Below are 17962 nucleotides of genomic sequence, written 5' to 3'. Positions count from 1 at the left end.
ACTTTTATACCATGAAAGTATTAGATTATCCGTTAACGAAAATTACAATTTGGTTCCTTCTTGGCATTTTGGTTTCTTATTACTGCAAATCTGAAATTTCGCTAATTCTTCCTGTATTTACTATAGTTTCGATTGTATTTTCACTTTCGTATTTTATAGCTAAAAAAAGAAAAAAACACATAGTATCGTTCGGAATATATACTTATTGTATTTCATTTTTTATTGGTTTAACAACTTTACTTTTTCATACTGAGTCACTTCATAAATCACATTACACGCATTGCAAAAAGGCTTTTGAAACCTCTCAAACGATAATATTTACTTTGCATGAAAAGCTGAAAAGCAATACTTATAATGATCGATACATTGCTTTAATAAATAAGATTGACAATAAAAATTACTCCGGTAAAATTATTGTCAACATTCAAAAAGACAGCTCCAAACACTCTTTAATCATTGGAAACATAATTAAAGTAAAAACCACTCTGCAACACAACGCTACAAACAAAAATCCAAATCAGTTTGATTACGGTAAATATCTTGCAGATAAACAAATTTATGCACAGTTACATCTCAATAAATCTGAAATCACTGTTAACTCAAACATCAAAAAAGATATATGGTATTATTCTGGCCGTTTGCATTCAAGGATAGTCCGAAATCTAGAAAAGTCCAACTTTAACAGAGACGAAATGAATGTTGCCTTAGCACTTATCTTAGGACAGCAACAAGAAATTTCGTCAGATATCATTCAAGATTATCAGTACTCAGGAGCAACACATATTTTGTCAGTATCTGGATTGCACGTAGGTTTTATTATGTTATTTATAAATTTTGTTCTAAAACCAATTCCTAACACCCGAAAAGGTTCTTTTATAAAATTATTTTCCGTTTTGATATCCTTAATCATTTTTGCCATAATATCAGGATTATCACCGTCTGTTTTGCGTTCTGTTGTAATGTTTTCCTTTCTGGCCGTTGGCAATCATCTCCGCCGAAGTGGCAATATTTATCATACGCTACTCGTTTCAATGTTGTTAATTTTGCTTTTTGAACCTTATTTCTTGTTTGATGTAGGCTTTCAGTTAAGTTATATTGCCCTATTTTTTATTCTTTGGTTACAGCCGCTACTAAAAAACATTTATACTCCTAAACACAAAATCTTAAACTATCTCTGGAACGCATTAACAGTTTCATTTGCAGCCCAAATAGGCGCGTTCCCGTTATGCTTGTATTATTTTCATCAGTTTCCAGGACTGTTCTTTGTAACAAATATCATTATTATACCGGTTTTGTCCTTTATAATGATTGCCGGAATTATAGTAATGTTATTCGCTGTTTTTTACCCTCCTCCTATTGTATTAATAGAAATATTTGAGAAAAGCATTTATATATTAAACCAAATGATTCATTTTGTAGCTTCATTTGAATCATTTGTAATTCGAGATATCAGCTTTAATTCTTATTATACTTTAACTTTTTATTGTTTAATTATTTCAGCGACTATTTACTTTAAAAAACCGGATTTTACCAAACTAACATTTTTTTTAACTACAATTATTTTGGTTCAAACCTCCTTTATATACACTAAAAAAGAAATAGAAAGCCAAAATGAAATGATCATTTATAATAGCAAAAAAAACACCCTGATTTCTGAAAGAAAAGGAAAAAACATTGTGCTTTATTCAAGCGACACTCTTTTTGAAAAGACAACAAAAACAAACGTTTTTAGTTCTTACTTAGTTGGTAACTTCAGCAAATTAAATTCAATTAATAAAGTCAAAAACACCTTATTTATTAATGGACAGAAAATCTTCATCGTAGATAGTTCTGGGGTTTATAAAAATAAAATTCAGCCGGATATTATATTATTAACACAATCTCCAAAAATAAATCTGGATCGCCTTTTACAAGACATTCACCCAAAAATAGTAATTGCCGACGCTTCAAACTCCAACTCAATTCAAAAAATCTGGAAAATAACTTGTTATAAAAAAAATATCCCTTTTCACTCCACAAGCGAAAAGGGATATTATCAATTAAACTAAAAAATATTTTTAATCATTACTTGGATGCAAAATTACATTTGAATCGGCGATCCATTTCTTTGCTCCACCAAGTTTATAGCCAAGTACTCCAAGTTTATTGATCGTTGGTTTATTTTTCCTGATTGTGATCATCACGAGACAAACTTGAGGTAACTCTTCGACACCTAAAGCATTCTTCATCATAACATTTTTTCCTTTTGCCTCATCAGTCAATGAAGCATCAGACAAATCAAGTTTTAATAAAATTACATTGTCACGGGACCATACTGCAAAGTCTGGTGTATTAAAAACCTCATTCTGGATTTTCTGTCCAGCATTAGCTGCAGTAATAAATATTAACAATGGTTTCTTTTGTGCATCACTCATTATAAACGCATCACTCAAATCAGTATTCCAAACTAAGTTTTGAGAATGCAGGAAAAATGAACCTAAAAAAAATAGTACAGTAAGTAGTTTTCGGGTCATAAATTTATTGGTTTTTCATTGGGGTTATAAAGTTCAAATTAACACAAAAACGACAAGTTAACAAACACTTCCGGCATAAATACTTAAAAAAAGTTACATTATAATGAATTTTACTGTTTAAACGTTAAATTTTAAACAAAATAAAAATTTAGCCCCGAAAAACAACTAAAACTACTGAAATAACACACTTGTTTTAAAAAAAATATCCCTTTTCATACCGAAGTCGAAAAGGGAATCTACAAATTAAACTAAGAAACTTAATTTAAATTTAATTATTCGCTTGGATGCAAAATAGCATTTGATTCAGCTATCCAAGCCTTCGCACCACCTGGCTTATACGCAATTTTACCTAAGGCGCTAAAAGTGGTTTTGTTTTTTCGAATAGAAGCGCTTGCAAAACAAACTTCTGGAAGATCCTGAACACCAAAAGCATTCTTTAATTTCACATTTGTCTCCTTATCACTAGCATCTGCATTAGGATCAGATAAATCAAGCTTTACGAGAACAACATTGTCGCGAGACCATACTGCAAAATCTGGAGTTTTAAATATTTCGTTTTGGAGATTTTCCGGTACACCTGAGGCAGTGAATAAGATTAACATTGGTTTTCTAAGTTCATTGCTAATTGCAATAGCATCAGTCATATTAGTTCTCCAAACTAAATTTTGTGCATGCATAAAAAATGAACCTAAAAAAAATAGTAGGATAAGTAGTTTTTTTGCCATATTAAATTGGTTTTGGTTAGAATAGCATGACGAAATTAACATTATATTTTAATTTTCCAATTTTTATTAATACAAAAAATACATTATATGTTTTTTTATTTATAATAAAATAATAAATACTCAATTACCAGATCATTTTTCTTACTAAACAAAAAAACTCCCTACATAACTGTAGGGAGTTTTTTTAAATATTATAGTGTTTTATTTCTTTTTTTAAGACTTCTTTGGATGAACAATTCCTTCAGCAACTGTTAACCAAGCAGATGGACCGCCCGCAACATAACCTGTCTGGCCAAGCCCTTTAAAATTTACCTTACCATCAACAGCTTCTGCGCTTGTAAAATAAACAGTAGGGAATCCCTGAATTCCAAAAGCTTGCTGTAACTCATTATTTTGATTTTTAAGCTCTGGTGTCTGTGGTGTTCTTCTAGGATAATCCAATTCAACCAAAACAACATTATCGGTAGCCCATTTTTTGAATTCCGGTGTTTTCAAAACTTCATTTTGCAAACGAATACACCATCCGCACCAATCACTTCCTGTAAAAAACATCAGCATTGGTTTCTTTTCTTTATTACTTACAGCAATAGCCTCTCTTACATCAGTATACCATTTTAATTCTTGCGCTTGTGTTACAAATGCACCAACTAAAAATAATGTTATTAAAAATATTTTTTTCATTTCCTTTTATTTTCTGCAAATTTAAACAAAAAAAGAATTGCTAAATAAGTCTATTTTACTTCTTGCATTAATTTTTTAATAAACGGAGAAATCGCAATTAAAATAACTCCTGCAACAATCGAATAAATTGCTAATTGGTAGTATCCTTCTGTATAAGACTGAAGCTTAGAAAGCAAAGTATCTCCTGTATTTGATCTTGATATTTCGGCACCTAATTTCCCTGCAAACAACTGCCCAAAAGCACTTGCCAAAAACCACAATCCCATCATCATACCAAACAATCTTTTTGGAGATAATTTAGTAATAATCGACATCCCGATTGGCCCCAAACAAAGCTCTCCAATTGTTGTAACCAAATAAGCAAAAGTAAAAACATTCAGTGATGCAATACCTTCAGAATTGGCAAAGAATCTGGTAAGATAGAAAATGTAGAATGATGCTCCTAAGAATAAAAATCCAATTCCGAATTTAATCAAGGTATTTGGCTCAATTTTTCTTTTACCCAGCCAAATCCACAGCAAACCAATAAGCGGGCTTAAAACTACAACAAAGAATGTATTCGAACTATTATTAACTACATTGGGATCGATTGTAAAAAACAACAGTTTATTACTCAAATTATCTTTTGCAAAAAGCGATAATGAGCCACCGCTTTGCTCGTAAATAGCATTAAACAGCAAATAAAAGAATACAAATAGAAAAGCTGCAAATAACTTTTTTTGCATTTTTACATCTCCTAACTTAATCAATTCGTATGTAAAATATAGAACGGCAACTATTCCGATCGTGTACATGAAATAATCTGTATAATCTGTGTTTTTAACCATTATAAAAATAAACGGCAAACTCAAAATTGATGCTGCATATACTGCTATTTCACGAATTCTTCTTTTACTTGGTTCCAAATTCAATAAAGGAGAATCTCCAATTGGTCCTAAATATTTTTTAGTAAACAAAAAGGTAACTAAACCTAAAAACATTACTATAGCTGCAGACAAGAAACATAATTGCCAAGAATAGTATTTACCTAAATAAATACATAACGCACCTCCAAGAAGTCCTCCTACATTTATCCCTGCATAAAACATTCCGTAACCTGCATCTCTTCTGCCATCGTCTTCATGATACAATTCTCCAACCATTGAGGATACATTTGGCTTAAAAAAACCTGTCCCAATAATAGAGAAAGCAATTCCGTAGTAAAACATTTCCTGAGGAGAAAAAGCAATCAAAAGATTACCCAGAATCATTACAATTCCTCCAAAAAATAATGACTTTTTAAACCCTAATACTTTATCGGCAAAAATACCCCCAATAAAAGTAAAAGCATAAACAAAAGCCTGAATAGCTCCGTATTGTAAATTGGCATGTTCATCTTTCAATAAAAGTTGATCTACCATAAAAAACGTAAGCACACCGCGCATTCCGTAAAAACAAAACCGCTCCCACATTTCAACAAAAAACAAATACCACAACTGTTTTGGGTAAGTGCCTTTAAAATTCTGAATTTCCTCTAATGTGATCTTCTGCTCCATTTATATATAAATAATTAATTGATTCCTTTTTCTTTCATCACCTTGTTAAGTTGCTTTACTAAACCAAACATTAGTACAGTTGCAAACATTAGCAGTGCGAAATTCACCCAAAAAAAATTGGCTTTATCATCGTACGTATCCCACATACTCGCCAAAACTCCACTTAGCTTATTCCCGATCGAGCTAGACAAAAACCAACCTCCCATCATTAAGGAAGTAATATTACTAGGACTTAATTTAGAAACTACCGATAATCCCATAGGACTTAAAAACAATTCTCCTATTGTTATGATTCCGTAATTTGCTACTAACCACCAAGCGCTGACTTTTTCTGCTCCGTTATGACCAATTTTTACAGCTGCAATCATAACTAAAACTGACAGGGCCGAAATTAACAAACCGAAAGCAATTTTCGTTGGTGTTGACGGCTCTTTTTTTCTAATACGCAAAAAAGAGAAAAATGCCACAACCAAAGGTGTTAGTATGATTACCCAACCCGGATTAATGGACTGACTTAAATTTGTCGCCCAAAGATGTACTTTAGCTCCTTCGGCAGGTAACTTTTCCGGAGCTACATTTCTAAAATATAAAGGATAATTAACTTCTTTCTGAACAACTCCATTTACTTTTTGCAAACGAAACTGATCGTCATAAAGCTCTGTTGGCTCTTTTTTATACTCGACTTCTTTTGCCAATTTTAGTTTACCAATTAATTGACCAGCAGTTCCCGTTACTTCTCTATCTGTATAACGATCTGCCCAGGTAGTAAGCGCAGAACCATTAAGTTTAAACACTCCCCAAAACAAAATCACTACGCCAAAAATCGCCAAAAGAGCTCCTATCGATCGTTTATCCTCGGCTTTTGCTTTAAAGTAAATTGTTCCGTAAAAGAAAACTATCGGGATACAAGCAAAAATAAACGCATCTGTACTATCTGAACCAAAGATCGAGCTATTCAAATTAGTTTCTGACGCAACTCCTTTTATCAACCAGCCAATTGCCCCAAAAATAAATGACGGTAATAAAATATAAAGGATAATTTTATAAAACGGCATATCACCTTCCTGCACGCCTTTTTTCTGATCGTGTCCAACATAATGCTTAGTACCTAATAAAAATACTATTACGCCAATAAACATACCAACTCCGGCAGCCATAAAAGCCCAATGCCAACCTAAAAGGTTTTGCAAGACTGCACCAAAGAAATTACAGATAAAACCGCCCACATTGATCCCCATATAGAAAATATTGTAGCCCTCGTCCTTTTTATCTTTATACTTTTCATTATTGTAAAAACTCCCTAATAATGTAGAAATATTCGGTTTAAAAAAACCATTTCCAACAATCACAAAAGTCATGGCAATATAAAGTACCGTTATGTCGTGCACTCCCATTAAGAAGTAACCAATGCCCATTAAAATTCCTCCGAAAACAATCGATTTTTTATATCCCAAATATCGATCAGCAATAAGTCCGCCAATAAAAGGAGTTAAAAAAACCAATGCAATAAAAGTTCCGTATAAATCAGAAGATTCTTTCTCGGTCATAGCAAAACCGGCCTTTACATCTTTTAGATATAAAGTAAAAATTCCGATCATTAAATAGTAACCAAAACGTTCCCACATTTCAGATAAAAACAAAAAAGGTAACGCTTTTGGGTGCTTGTTCCACATAATTATAATCTCTTTAAAATTAAAAATACCTACAAGTCTAAACCTGTAGGTAATTTTCATATATTATTATCAATATTTATCGAACACCGTGCATCATCTTTTTCAAGAATGGAGTCAAAATAAATAATACAATTGCCGCAATTCCTGTAAGAACCACAAACACCATAAAGAATTCATATAAGTTATGGATTTCGAATCCTGCAAAAAAGTGATTCGTAGCACTAATTTGATGTTTATCTAATAACGCTAATTGCTCAGCAGTAGGCGTTACGGTTTTATCTAAAATCGCCTGAAGATCAATTCCTAATTCTTTTGCTTTTACAAATTTATCTCCTGTAGCCGGCAAGATAGATCCTAAAGTTCCTCCTAAAGCATAACCTGATGCATTTGACAAGAAGAATACTCCGTACAATAATGAAGCAAAACGTTTTGGAGATAATTTACCTACTAATGATAAACCAATAGGAGACAAACATAACTCTGCACATGTGTTTAAGAAGTATAATAAGATAAGCCATTTAATAGCTAATAAACCTGAAGTTCCAATATATGAAACCTGAGTAGCGATCATAAAGAAACTGATTGAAATCACTACTAATCCTATTGCCAATTTCACAGGAGAAATTGGCTCTTTTCCTGTTGCTCTTAATGTGTCCCAAAGAACACTAAACGGAACTGCTAATGCCACAACGAATAAACCGTTGAAAATTTGCACCATTGAAGCAGGCATTTGAAAACCAAAGAAATTTCTATCTGTTTGATTGTCTGCAATAAATGTTAATGAAGATCCAGCTTGCTCAAAAGCAGCCCAGAAGAAAATAATAAAGAACGAAACAATATAAATTACAATGATTCTATCTCTTTCGATTTTAGTTAAAGAAGAATCAGAAATAATTAATCCTGCTAAAGCGATACCACTTGAATAAATTAAAGTATAAATTAAGTTTTGACCTACTCCGTAATGGAAAATAAATCCTAAACCAATAAATGCAAGTCCTGCCAAAGTCAAAGCTCTATTCGAGAAATTAGCTGTTTGCGCTTCTCCTTCTTCAAAATCAGCAGCTTCATTTTTAGATGGCAAACCTCCTAATGGTCTTCCTTCCGGCGACACTACATATTTATTTTTCAAAAAGTAAAAAAGAGTTGTTCCTAAAAGCATTGCGATCGAAGCCGCTAAGAAACCCCATTTAAAAGCATGAATATCTCTAATTCCGCCAGAATCTTTTACATCTCCTAACATTGGGCAAATATATTGACCTAAGAAAGCTCCTAAGTTAATCCCCATATAGAAAATGGTAAAAGCTGTATCTAGTTTTGTTTTTTCTTGTTTTGGATACAAACTCCCCACCATACTAGAAATATTTGGTTTAAAGAATCCGTTACCAAAAACGATAACTCCCAAACCACAATACATAATAGTCTTAGCCAAAGGCAAATTAGCATCAAAAATAGTTCCGCTGGTAAACAATAACAACTGTCCTGCAGCCATCATTAATCCTCCTAATAAAATACAGTTTCTATTTCCGAAAAAACGATCGGCAATAAAACCTCCCAACATTGGCGTTAAGTAACAAAGCCCAAGGAAACCTCCATAAATAAGAGAAGCTTCTTCTTCTTTCATTAATAATGAGTTTACAAGAAATAAAGTTAATAAAGCTCGCATTCCATAGAAATTGAATCGCTCCCACATCTCCGTTCCAAACAATACCCAAAGTCCTTTTGGATGCGCAGTTCTTACTTGAGTTTCTCCCATATTATTCATTATTTATTTTAAGGTTTAAAGTTTTATTTATAAATTTTCTTTGATAAAGTTAGTCATTTTATTATAAAGCTGAATTCTCGTTTTACCGCCGTAAATACCGTGATTTTTATCTGGATATATTTGAGAATCAAATTGTTTATTTGCCTGAATCAAAGCTTCCATCATTTGCATAGAGTTCTGTACGTGAACGTTGTCATCAGCAGATCCGTGAATCAATAAAAACTTACCTTTTAATTTATCAACGTGATTTATTGGAGAGTTTTGATCGTATCCGCTTGCATTTTCTTGTGGAGTCTGCATGTATCTTTCTGTGTAAACACTATCATAAAATCTCCAGTTTGTTACCGGAGCAACAGCAATTGCCATTTTGAAAATATCATTTCCTTGAAAAATACAGTTTGAAGCCATAAATCCACCATAACTCCATCCGAAGATTCCAATTCTTGAAGCATCAACATAAGGATAAGCCCCAATTACTTTTGCAGCATCAATTTGATCTTCAACTTCGTATTTCCCTAATTCTTTTTGAGTAACTTTTTTGAAATCAGCACCTTTAAAACCAGTTCCTCTTCCATCAACACAAGCAACGATATAACCTTGTTGTGTTAAAGAAGCAAACCAATAATCATCAGTATTATTCCAATCGTTGTTTACTTGTTGAGATCCCGGACCAGAATATTGGTACATGAAAACAGGATATTTTTTAGAAGGATCAAAATCTTTTGGTTTTAAAATCCATGCGTTAAGTTCGTTTCCTTTAGCCGTTTTTAAAACAAAAAACTCTTTTGTTGGTAAGTTATACGCTTTCAATTTAGCCGCAAGAGCCTCATTATTTTCGATAACCTGAATTTCTTTCCCCGTTTTAGACTCATTTAAAGTATAAGTCGTAGGCTGAGAAGCACTTGAGAATGTATTAATAAAAAATTGGAAATTCGGGCTAAAAGTTGCCGCGTTAGTTCCTGTATTTTTAGACAAACGTACTTTGTTTTTTCCGTCTAAACCTATTCTATAAATATCTCTGTTGATAGAACCATTTTCTGTAGATTGGTAGAAAACAGTTTTTGTTTTTTCGTCGAAACCATAGTATGAAGTTACTTCCCAGTTTCCTTTTGTAACCTGATTTTTAAGCTTTCCTGATTTATCATAAACATAAATATGATTAAAACCATCTTTTTCACTTGTCCAGATAAAGCTATTATCTTTTAAGAAAGTTAAATTGTCTGTAACGTCAATATAAGCTTTGTCTTTTTCATTTAAAACTACTTTTGCAGCAGCAGTTGTTCCGTCAACAAACAACAAATCAAGATTATCCTGGTGGCGATTTAAAACCTGAGCTGATAATGTATTATTATCATTCGTCCATTCTAATCTCGCAATATAGAAGTCATTGTAGTTTCCTAAATCAACTTTTTTAGTTGCATTTGCAGTCGCATCATATATATGTAATGAAACTACCGAATTCTTTTCTCCTGCTTTAGGATATTTAAAAGTTTCAATTGTTGGATATAAATCTTTTTGAAATATTGACATTGAAAATTCCGGAACAGCACTTTCGTCAAAACGAATATAAGCTAGTTTTTTGCTGTCTTTGCTCCAATCAAAAGCTCTCACAAAAGCAAATTCTTCTTCATAAACCCAATCCGTAATACCATTAATGATTGCATTCTTCTTTCCATCAGTAGTTACTGCTGTCGATTTTTTAGAAGCTAAATCATATACATAAAGATTATTTTCTTTAGCATAAGCGATTTTAGTTCCATCAGGCGAGAAAGTTGGCTCTTGAACCTGAAAATCAAAAAGTTTAGTTAGCGATTTTGCAGCGATGTCATATAAAAAATAATCTGCTGTAAACGAGTGACGAAAGATATGCTTGGTATTGCACGCAATTAAAATCTTTTTCTCTGAAGCATCAAAAGTATAACTATCGATTCCGCCAGCAAGCTCTCTATGATTCTTAGTATCAATCAAGTTAGAAACTTTTTTTAGAGTTGCAAAATCATACAAATCGATTTGCATCGTCCTGCTTGCCTGATCAACATTCAAAACAGTATATTGATCAGTATTTTTTAATGATTGCAATTCAGTCATTCCTTTTGCACGAAATGCGCCGCTATAAATATTCTCAACAGTAATTTTTTGTTGACCAAAAACGGTTGCAACTAAAAACAAAAAAATAACAGTAATTTTACTTGTATTCATTAGAATTATTTTAAATATAAAAAAGAGCCCAATTTTAGTAAAAAAAATGAACATAATACACATTTCATGTGTTAAATGTTAAAAAAAATAACGTTTGCGTAAATTCCAAATTTCAAATAGATTGCAGATAAAACTCTTAAAATGGTATCTTTGCCGCAACTTTATTATTTAAAATACTGAGAATGAACAACGCTGTTGCCGGATTTTCTAAATTATCCAAAAAAGAAAAAATAAACTGGATCGCCAATACCTACTTTTCAAAGCCTGAAGAAGCGCTGAATATTATAAGAAATTACTGGAATTCAGACGAAAAGCTTCAACAATTGCATGATGAATTTATCGAAAACACGATTACAAACCTCTATATCCCACTCGGAGTTGCTCCTAACTTCCTCATCAACGGAAAATACAAAACCATTCCGATGGCTATTGAAGAAAGCTCAGTGGTTGCAGCGGCATCGAAAGCTGCAAAATATTGGTCTACAAGAGGCGGATTTAAAGCTACTGTAATTGCTACCGAAAAAATAGGGCAAGTTCATTTTACATTCAACGGAGATGCGGAAAAACTGCAATCTTTCTTTAATCAAATTAAACCTAAATTTTTCTCTGACACGCAAAGCATTACCAAAAACATGCAACAACGTGGCGGCGGTATTTTAGATATTAAACTTAAAGACAAGAGAGGTTTATTAGAAAACTATTTTCAACTTCATGCTACGTTTGAAACCAAAGACAGCATGGGTGCAAACTTCATTAACTCTTGTTTAGAGCAATTTGCAACGACTTTAAAAGAAGAAGCTCATAATTCTGATTTATTCTCAGATGATGAAACTGTAAAAGTTATTATGAGCATTTTATCTAATTACGTCCCAAATTGTGTTGTAAGAGCCGAAGTTTCTTGCCCGATTGAAGATCTGACCGAAAAACACATACCGAATCCTCAAGAATTTGCAGAGCGTTTTGTTCAAGCTGTTCAAATTGCCGAAGTCGAACCTTTTAGAGCAGTAACTCATAATAAAGGAATCATGAATGGTGTTGACGCCGTAATTCTTGCAACAGGAAATGACTTTAGAGCTGTTGAAGCCGGCGTTCACGCATATGCTTCAAAAAATGATCAATACTCAAGCTTGTCTCACGCAAAAATCGAAAACGGAATTTTCTCTTTTTGGCTTGAAATTCCTTTAGCTTTAGGAACTGTTGGCGGATTAACCTCATTACATCCATTGGTGAAATTGTGTTTTGAAATACTTGAAAAACCGTCAGCAAAAGAATTAATGGAAATTGTAGCAGTTGCAGGTTTAGCACAAAACTTTGCTGCATTACGTTCATTGACAACCACCGGAATTCAGGAAGGACACATGAAAATGCACTTAAACAACATTATCAATCAATTTGAAGCAACTGAGGATGAACGTCATTTAATCAAAACTCACTTTAAGAAAAATGCAGTTTCACATAGTGGAGTAGTTGAATTTATTGAAAATCTAAGAAAGCAAAATAAATAAAAATTCAAAATATCACAGCCTTCGAATAAAATCCCAACGTTTCGGGATTGGAATTTATTTTAAATTACAGCATGAAAACAACCTTTTATAGTAACGGAAAACTTTTAATTACTGGCGAATATTTAGTTCTAGATGGCGCTAAAGCTCTTGCGTTACCAACAAAATTTGGACAAAATCTAATTGTAGAAAATGGTTCAAACCAAGAAATTCAATGGAAAAGTTATGACTTTGACAAACATCTTTGGTTTGAAGATGTTATCACTTTTTCTGAGATAATCAATAGTCCAGCATCTGAAATCGAAACCGTAAAAACGACATTAATTCAAATTTTACATGAAGCTTATTTATTAAATCCAGATTTTATAAATACTTCCGAAGGCTACAAAATTAGCACGCAACTCACATTTCCAAAAAACTGGGGACTTGGAACATCTTCTACTTTGTTAAACAATATTGCTCAATGGACTAAAATTGATGCTTTTACTCTCCTTAAAAACAGCTTTGGAGGAAGTGGCTACGACATTGCGTGTGCACAAAATGACACTCCTATTATTTATCAATTAGAACAGAATTTACCATTGGTTGAGGCTGTAGACTTTAATCCTGATTTCGCACAAAACATACATTTTGTTTATCTTAATAAAAAGCAAAACAGCAAAGCAGCGATTAAAGCGTATTACAACAATAAAAATCAAAACCTAACACAAAATATTACTGACAGTAACAAAATTACCAATGCTGTTCTAAATGCAAAAACAATTAAGGAATTTGCGATAGCTTTAGAAAAACACGAAATTCATTTGAGCAATATTTTAGAACTTCAAACCATACAAGAAATTGCTTTTCCAGATTTCAATGGTGTTGTAAAAAGTTTGGGAGCCTGGGGCGGCGATTTTGTGATGGCAGTTTCAAAAGAAAACCCTGCTGTATATTTTGCTTCAAAAGGATATGAAACGATACTCTCATATAATGAAATGATTTTATCTTAGAGCCATAATCTTTATCAGAATATAAAACTTTAACCAAGATTTCGCTCAAAATTTAATTGCATAAAAAAACCCGAAACATTCAAATGAACGTTTCGGGTTTTATATTTTTTATTTACTTACTAAAAACTAGTAGTTAAATTGTAATCTGTTATCTTCAATTTTAGCATTGTTTTTTAACGCTGGTAAAATTCTATTTGCATCAGATGCGCTTTGAGCTTTTAATTTAGCTACATACTCAGCGTGATTAGCGATTGCAGGCGCTTTTACAGTCTTAATGTTTTTAACAACATAAACTCCTGTATTTCCTTCAATTGGCGCAGAAACTTTATTTGCAGCTAATGCAAATGCGTTACCAACAACTTTAGGCTCTTGTCCAACTCCACCAGGTAAAACCGGATTATCCATTGTTACATCAGTTGCTTGTTGAACAGCTACACCAGCGCTTTTCGCTACTGCTTCAATCGTAGAACCTGTCATTTTAGCTTTTAGCATTTCAGCTTTTTTCTTGTTTTTCAAGATTGACTCAACATAAGGTCTTGCCAATGTTACAGATACTAACCCTGATTTGTTTTCGCTTTTGTATTGTGCAATTACGTGACCGATATTAGCCAATTCAAAACGTTTTACATCTCCAACACTAGTTTCTTTATCAAACGCCCATCTGATGATGTTACGTTGGTTTCCTAAAGGACCAAATTGCTCATCCATAGCTTTTGCAGTTACCGGAGCAGCAACTTTTAAACCTAATTCTTTTGCTGTTGCAGCAAAATCTTTATTAGCAGCATCCATTTCAAATTTAGTCGCTAATGTAAATACTTTATCAGAAGTAGCTTCAGATGGCTCAATTTTTTGAGCAATTGTAGCTAAACGAATTCCGTCTTGCTTATCTGTAATTTTGATTATGTGAAATCCGAAAGGAGTTTCAACTAAACCAACTTTACCAATTCCGTTATTGAATACAAAATCATTGAATGGTTTTACCATTTGGTTAGGACCAAAATATCCTAAATCACCACCTTGTTGTGCAGATGAATCATCAGAGCTTGTAAAAGCCAACATCATGAAACTATCAGGATTTGCCTGAACTTGAGCTAGAATTTCTTCTGCTTTAGCTTTAGCTTCTTCTTTGGTTCTTTTTTCTTTTGCATTTGGAGTTTGTGATCCCTCATAACCAATTAAGATATGACTTGCTTTTGCATTTACTCCAGCTTTAAATCCTAAAGATTTAGAAATAGCATAATATCTTCCGTAAACGTACGGTCCATAAATTGCTCCTGCAGGCAAACTGAATAATTTATCAGCATCTACTGCTGGCAAAGCATTTTTAGGGACATAGGTAGAATCGTAAGGAACATCAGAATTTGAATTTACAAATTCAGCAATGTTTGTAGCATTTTTAAAACCTGGTAAAGTATCGTTTTTACCTGTTTTAGCATTGTACTCTACTCTTCCGTTTAATAACGCAGTGATTTTAGCTTTAATTTCAGCTTCGTCTTCTTTTGAAGCTTTATCTTCTACTAAAACGTATTGAATTTCACGAGTTGCATCCGCTTTGAATTTTTTCTCGTTTTTCTTCATATAATCTACAATTTCTGAATCAGAAATTTTTACTTCACTATCTTTAATAGAAGAATATAATGCAGCAGCGTAAGCAAAGTTTACTTTGTTCGCTTCCATTTCATATTTCAACTTTCCTTCACTAGCAGTTGTGTAAAGTCCGGCTTTTACTAATGTATTGTAGATTTGAAATTTTGCGTTTAATTCAGCATCTTTTTCTTTTTCAGAAATATATTGTGCAGCTTCAGGATTACTTTTAAAGTATTCTTTAAACTTAACTACATCAAACATTCCTGCTGAATTTAAAAACATTGGGTTTTTTCCAATATTCGGATCTGCTTTTAAAACTTCAAGTAAGTGTTTTTCACCAACTCTTAATCCTAACTTATCAAACTGAGCAGATAATAATGCAATTGAAACCTCTTGATCCCAAACTCTGTTTGCAGCTTCAGTGGAAGTAATTCCTTGACCACTTTTTTCAACATTACTAACTTTAACTCTAAAGTCCTCAAATGCGATATCTTTTCCATCGATGCTTCCCACATCTTTGGCACTAGCTCCACCACCTTTAGAAGTAAAAATACCTTCTATTATAAATGCAAATAATGCAAGTGCAATAACACCTATCAATAAAGCGGAACGCTGTCTAATTTTTGCTAAAACTGCCATTTTTATTATCGTTAATTTTATATTCAGTTTGCGAAAATACAATTATCTAGTTAATAACAATACAACTAGCGTTTTATTTTACACAATTTTTTTTATTAATTTAAAAAATCACTCTTTTATTGTCAATTTGACCAATTCGATTTTCTTATTTGTCGCTTCTTCAATAACAAAATGATAGTTATCAATCACTATTTCTTCTCCTTTTTGCGGGATTTCTTTTGTATGATTAACAATAAATCCGCCAAGAGTTCCGTACGAATCCTCTTCCGGAATCATCAATTTATAAGTCTCATTCAAATACTCAACATCTAAACGAGTCGAAAACAAATACTTACCTTCACTCAACTCCTGCTCGATTAATTCTTCATCTAAATCATGCTCATCTTCGATCTCTCCAAAAAGCTCCTCAACAATGTCTTCTATTGTTATTATTCCTGCAGTTCCGCCATATTCATCTAAAACAACGGCAACATTTTTTCGCTTTTTGATCAATAAATCCAACGCATCTTTTATCAAAATCGTTTCAGGAACAAATTCAACGGTCATCAAAACTGATTTTATTGTTTTTGGCTTTTTAAACAAATCAAATGAATGCACATAACCCACAATATCATCAAGAGAGTTTTGACTTACAACTATTTTTGAATACCCTGTTTCAATAAATAACGCTTTAAGATCAGCGACGCTATCAAACAAATCAATATCAACTATTTCTGTTCGAGGCGTCATAATGTCACGTGCTTTCACGCCCGAAAACTCCAATGCATTCTGAAAAATCTGAATTTCAGAATCTACTTCCTCATCATCTTCAACGGAATTCATTTGCTCTGTAATATAATTCCCGAGTTCTATTTTACTAAAATACAACTGAACCTGATCTCCTTCTGTCTTGAAAAACTTTCTTAACACAAAATCCGAGATCCAGATAAAAAAGGTCGAGATATAATAAAACAATCGGTAAAATAGATATGCCGGAATTGCAAAAAACTTAATTAATGAATTGGCATAGATCTGAAAAAAGACTTTAGGAAAAAACTCAGCTGTTATTAAAACCAAAAAAGTCGATAATATGGTCTGAAGCAACAAACTGGACAGATCTGAAAAATGAAATCCAAGATTAATAATCCATTTCAAAATCAAATCTCCCATATAGAAACCATATACTACTAAAGCTACATTGTTACCAATGAGCATTGCGGCAATAAACTTTGAAGGATTCTCTGTAAGCTTTGTTAGAATTTGTGAAGTAAAGTTATCCTGTTTCTTTTCGATCTCAAGATAAATTTTATTCGAAGAAATAAAAGCTATTTCCATTCCCGAAAAAAAGGCTGATAGTATTAAACATAGTATTATAATACTAATTTCCATTTTTACTGTTTTTTATTACGATCGTCAAATTTCTTGACAAATTTTCTTCTAAAGAAAAACATAAAGATTGCCATACCTGCAATTAAAAAATGCAAAACTGCAGTATCACTTCCATCATTTAACTTTGTAAATCCGCTATATATGAAGTAGAGAGCAAATACTACGTAAACATATTGTGTGTATTTCATGTAACCCATAATCTGTATTTTTTTATTCGTTTGATTCTATTTCGCCACTTACACGTTGCGAATTAATCACTTTAAAATCTTTACTAAAATCTATTCCTTGTCCGTACGAAACTCCTTTCGCATCTGTAAGTTTAAATTTTCTTTCGGTATAAAACCATTCATTTTTCTGATCAAAATACAATTGTTCAGTCTCCAGCATCTGCCCTGTTTCTGATGTAATTTTAACCTTTCCCTGCAAATCTATTATACTTGTTGGCTTGTATGAAATTGAATAATTTGCTGTTATAAAAGTACGCTTTTGTTTTTTATCATATAACACCACATCTATTCCTTTTGGAAATTCTGTAAATGGAAAATCAAGATTAGAATAATCTAACATTTTCGGACTCTTAAGAATACCTGTTATTTGTCCGGAATCTGTGTATTTGATATTAACAGTATCAGCATCACTTCCTGGAACGAACTCTGAGAAGTTAATTTTCTGAACTTCTTTAAAATTACTTTCGCATCCAAAAAACAGTGTCACAGTAAAAACTGTGACAACCGCTATTATATATCTCTTTGGTAAATTCATTTGCCAAATGTAGTAAATTGTAAT

Annotated in this window: 14 protein-coding genes; 3 read left to right on the top strand and 11 right to left on the bottom strand. The window is 32.5% G+C overall.

From position 1 onward, the window contains the following. Positions 1 to 11: 11 nt before the first annotated feature. The gene (locus ACHRVZ_RS10105) at positions 12 to 2048 is read left to right on the top strand and encodes a ComEC/Rec2 family competence protein (RefSeq protein ID WP_395422254.1); all 2037 of its coding nucleotides are present in this window, start codon (positions 12 to 14) and stop codon (positions 2046 to 2048) included. 9 nt (positions 2049 to 2057) lie between these two features. Here ACHRVZ_RS10105 and ACHRVZ_RS10100 read toward each other — a convergent pair whose 3' ends face one another. The 7 genes from ACHRVZ_RS10100 to ACHRVZ_RS10070 all read right to left on the bottom strand — a co-directional run bounded on the left by ACHRVZ_RS10100 (position 2058) and on the right by ACHRVZ_RS10070 (position 11088). Further along, the gene (locus ACHRVZ_RS10100; protein ID WP_395422253.1) at positions 2058 to 2513 is read right to left on the bottom strand and encodes a thioredoxin family protein; all 456 of its coding nucleotides are present in this window, start codon (positions 2511 to 2513) and stop codon (positions 2058 to 2060) included. A gap of 272 nt (positions 2514 to 2785) precedes the next feature. Then, positions 2786 to 3238: a thioredoxin family protein gene (locus ACHRVZ_RS10095; protein ID WP_395422252.1), complete on the bottom strand. Its 453-nt coding sequence runs from the start codon at positions 3236 to 3238 to the stop codon at positions 2786 to 2788. 213 nt (positions 3239 to 3451) lie between these two features. Then, a complete protein-coding gene (locus ACHRVZ_RS10090; protein WP_395422251.1) occupies positions 3452 to 3919 on the bottom strand; it encodes a thioredoxin family protein in 468 nt (155 codons plus the stop codon). Between the two features lie 50 nt (positions 3920 to 3969). Further along, positions 3970 to 5454 carry a peptide MFS transporter gene (locus ACHRVZ_RS10085; protein ID WP_395422250.1) on the bottom strand — a complete coding sequence of 495 codons (1485 nt, stop codon included), beginning with the start codon at positions 5452 to 5454 and terminating at the stop codon, positions 3970 to 3972. 14 nt (positions 5455 to 5468) lie between these two features. Further along, positions 5469 to 7127 carry a peptide MFS transporter gene (locus ACHRVZ_RS10080; RefSeq protein WP_395422508.1) on the bottom strand — a complete coding sequence of 553 codons (1659 nt, stop codon included), beginning with the start codon at positions 7125 to 7127 and terminating at the stop codon, positions 5469 to 5471. A gap of 76 nt (positions 7128 to 7203) precedes the next feature. After that, positions 7204 to 8880: a peptide MFS transporter gene (locus tag ACHRVZ_RS10075; protein ID WP_395422249.1), complete on the bottom strand. Its 1677-nt coding sequence runs from the start codon at positions 8878 to 8880 to the stop codon at positions 7204 to 7206. Between the two features lie 36 nt (positions 8881 to 8916). Further along, positions 8917 to 11088 (bottom strand): S9 family peptidase, encoded by a 2172-nt coding sequence (locus ACHRVZ_RS10070; protein WP_395422248.1) that lies wholly within the window; start codon positions 11086 to 11088, stop codon positions 8917 to 8919. A 182-nt stretch (positions 11089 to 11270) separates the two neighbouring features. On the opposite strand from ACHRVZ_RS10070, the gene ACHRVZ_RS10065 reads away from it, so the two are divergent. Further along, a complete protein-coding gene (locus tag ACHRVZ_RS10065; protein WP_395422246.1) occupies positions 11271 to 12593 on the top strand; it encodes a hydroxymethylglutaryl-CoA reductase, degradative in 1323 nt (440 codons plus the stop codon). 71 nt (positions 12594 to 12664) lie between these two features. After that, a complete protein-coding gene (locus tag ACHRVZ_RS10060; RefSeq protein ID WP_395422244.1) occupies positions 12665 to 13582 on the top strand; it encodes a GYDIA family GHMP kinase in 918 nt (305 codons plus the stop codon). A 126-nt stretch (positions 13583 to 13708) separates the two neighbouring features. Here the strand turns inward: ACHRVZ_RS10060 and ACHRVZ_RS10055 are convergent, their stop codons facing one another. From ACHRVZ_RS10055 to lptC, 4 genes are all read right to left on the bottom strand, one after another. After that, a complete protein-coding gene (locus tag ACHRVZ_RS10055; protein ID WP_395422243.1) occupies positions 13709 to 15808 on the bottom strand; it encodes a peptidylprolyl isomerase in 2100 nt (699 codons plus the stop codon). A gap of 108 nt (positions 15809 to 15916) precedes the next feature. Further along, positions 15917 to 17176, bottom strand: a complete 1260-nt coding sequence (locus ACHRVZ_RS10050; RefSeq protein WP_395422242.1) for a hemolysin family protein — start codon at positions 17174 to 17176, stop codon at positions 15917 to 15919. A gap of 2 nt (positions 17177 to 17178) precedes the next feature. Beyond that, positions 17179 to 17373, bottom strand: coding sequence for a hypothetical protein (locus ACHRVZ_RS10045; protein ID WP_395422241.1), 195 nt, complete (start codon positions 17371 to 17373; stop codon positions 17179 to 17181). Positions 17374 to 17386: 13 nt separating this feature from the next. Next, on the bottom strand, positions 17387 to 17938 hold the full coding sequence (gene lptC / locus ACHRVZ_RS10040) for an LPS export ABC transporter periplasmic protein LptC (RefSeq protein WP_395422240.1): 552 nt from the start codon (positions 17936 to 17938) through the stop codon (positions 17387 to 17389). Positions 17939 to 17962 lie beyond the last annotated feature (24 nt).

It is taken from the genome of Flavobacterium sp. FlaQc-57, assembly GCF_044007395.1.
Taxonomy (GTDB): Bacteria; Bacteroidota; Bacteroidia; order Flavobacteriales; family Flavobacteriaceae; genus Flavobacterium.
This window is presented reverse-complemented; position numbering and strand designations above follow the sequence as displayed.